We start from the raw sequence: 2,558 nt of genomic DNA, 5'->3' as shown, positions 1-2,558 counted from the left end.
CTTGCGGAGAACGCCGCGACACACGATCAGCCCTCTCCAGACGGGGGGGCGCCGGCTTCGCGGCGACAGCGTCGGGCGCGACACCGCCGGTACCGCTTCCTCCTCCGCCTTGCGGAGAACGCCGCGACGCACGATCAGCCCTCTCCGAACGGGCGCGCCGCGCCGGTTTCGCGGCGACGGCGAGGGCGCGAGATCGCCGGTACCGGCTTTGTCCTCCGCTCTGCGGAGAACACCGCGGCGCCCACAGGCGGTCAGTTGCGGGAGATGCGGGGGGCGTAGCCGGCGTCGGTGAGGACCTGGATGACGCGGTCGGCGTGCTCGGGGCCGCGGGTCTCGACGCTGATCTCGATCTCGACCTCGCTGATCTGCAGGCCCCGGCCGTGCCGGGTGTGCAGCACCTCGACCACGTTCGCGTTCGCCTCCGAGATGAGCTCCGCGATGCGCGACAGCTGCCCCGGACGATCCGGCAGCCCGATGCTCATCTTGAGGTAGCGCTCCGACGCGGCCAGGCCCCGGCTGATCACCCGCTCCATCATCAGCGGATCGATGTTGCCGCCCGACAGGATGACCGCGGTCGCTCCGGCGTCGCGGATCTTCCCCGTCAGGATCGCCGCGATGCCCACCGCGCCCGCGGGCTCCACCACGAGCTTCGCCCGCTCCAGCAGCACCAGCAGAGCCCGGGCGATGTCGTCGTCCTCGACGGTGACGACCTCGTCCACCATCTCGCGGACGATCGCGAAGTTCAGCTGCCCCGGCTTCGCCACGGCGATGCCGTCGGCGATCGTCGGAGAGATCGTGATCGCGGTCGGCTCGCCGCTCGCGAGCGAGAGCGGGTACGGCGCCGCGTTGGCCGCCTGCACGCCGATGACGCGGAGCGTGCGCCCCTCCTCGGCCGCCTTCTGCTTGGCCGCCGATGCGACCCCGGCGATGAGGCCGCCCCCGCCGATGGGCACCACGATGGTCTCGACGGCGGGGGCCTGCTCGAGGATCTCGAGGCCGACCGTGCCCTGCCCGGTGATCACGTCGGGGTGGTCGTAGGGAGGAACGAAGACCGCGCCGGTGCGCTCGGCGAACTCCGCCGCCGCCGCGAGCGCCTCGTTGAAGATGTGCCCGCTCAGCACCACGTCCGCGCCGTAGTCGCGGGTGGCCGCGAGCTTGGGCAGCGCGACGCCGATCGGCATGAAGATCGTGGCCTTGATCCCCAGCTCCCGCGCCGCGTAGGCGACGCCCTGCGCGTGGTTGCCGGCCGAGGCCGCCACGACTCCGCGGGCCCGCTCCTCCGGGGTGAGCCGCGACATCCGGAACACGGCTCCGCGAATCTTGTAGGAGCCGGTGCGCTGGAGGTTCTCGCACTTGAGGAACACGGGCGAGCCGAGGACCTGCGCGAGGAAGGTGCTCGTCTCCATGGGGGTGGCGGCGATGACGGGGGCGAGGACGGCGCGGGCCGCCTCGAACTCGTGGAGGGCGGGTCCGACGACGCGGCTAGTCTGCATGCTCTGCGGCAACTCTCTCGGGGGTTCGGGTCGGCGAGCGCCAGGCTCCGCTCGCGACGTACTTGACCATGACGTTGAGCGTGGCCACGACGGGCACCGCGAAGAAGGCGCCGGCGATGCCGCCGATGATCGAGCCTCCTGCCACCGCGAGCACGACGGCCAGCGGGTGGACCTTGACCGCCGACCCCATGATCAGCGGCTGGAGGATGTGGCCCTCGAGCTGCTGCACCGCGAGGACGACGATCAGCAGGAAGAGCGCGATCAGCGGTCCGTTGTAGACCAGCGCGATGAAGACGGCCAGCGCCCCGGTCACCACGGCGCCGATGACCGGCACGAAGGAGCCGAGGAAGACGAGCACGCCGATCGGGATGGCCAGCGGGACGCCGAGGAGGAAGGAGCCGAGGCCGATGCCGACCGCGTCGACGAAGGCGACCAGGATCTGCACCTTCACGAAGTTGGTCAGCGTCACCCACCCCGCGCGGCCGGCGCCGTCGACGGCTCCGCGGGCGCGGCGCGGGAAGAGGCGGACGACCCAGCTCCAGATGTTCGGCCCGTCGATGAGGATGAACAGCGTCGAGAAGAGGGTGAGCAGCACGCCCGTCAGCAGGTGGCCGACGGTCGAGCCGACGCTGAGCGCGCCGCTGACCAGCATCCCCGAGTCCTGCTGCAGGGCCGTGAGGGCCTGCTGCGCGTACTGGTTGATGTCGGTCTCGGTGAGGTGGAGCGGCGACTCGAGGAGGAAGGCCTTGAAGTCGTCGTAGGACTGCACCGTCTGCCGGCTGAGGTCGTCGAAGCCGGAGTAGACCTGGGTGACGACGAGGAAGAGGAGCCCGCCGATCACCACGACGATCCCCAGCTCCGCCAGGACGACGGCGGCCCACTTGGGCCAGCGGTGGCGCTGGAGGAAGCTCGAGAACGGCACCAGGAGGGCGGCGATCACGATCGCGAGCAGGAGCGGGATGACGATCAGCCGCAGCTCGATGACGAGCAGCACCAGCACCGCGAGCGCCGCGACCACGACGAGGACGCGCCAGGCCCAGGCGCCGGCGATGCGCATCCCGTCGC

2 protein-coding genes are annotated in these 2,558 nt (G+C 71.2%); both read right to left on the bottom strand.

What is annotated here, in order from left to right; translation table 11 throughout:
- Positions 1-251: 251 nt before the first annotated feature.
- Positions 252-1,493 (bottom strand): threonine ammonia-lyase, encoded by a 1,242-nt coding sequence (gene ilvA / locus C5C74_RS12760; RefSeq protein ID WP_104224429.1) that lies wholly within the window; start codon positions 1,491-1,493, stop codon positions 252-254.
- Positions 1,483-2,550 carry an AI-2E family transporter gene (locus C5C74_RS12755; RefSeq protein WP_258059301.1) on the bottom strand — a complete coding sequence of 356 codons (1,068 nt, stop codon included), beginning with the start codon at positions 2,548-2,550 and terminating at the stop codon, positions 1,483-1,485. Before C5C74_RS12755 ends, ilvA begins: the two co-directional genes overlap by 11 nt.
- Positions 2,551-2,558: the final 8 nt, after the last annotated feature.

The organism is Rathayibacter sp. AY1E8 (assembly GCF_002931415.1).
Taxonomy (GTDB): domain Bacteria; phylum Actinomycetota; class Actinomycetes; order Actinomycetales; family Microbacteriaceae; genus Rathayibacter.
Note: the sequence above shows the minus strand (reverse complement) of the source record. Positions and strands in the feature narration are given on the sequence as shown.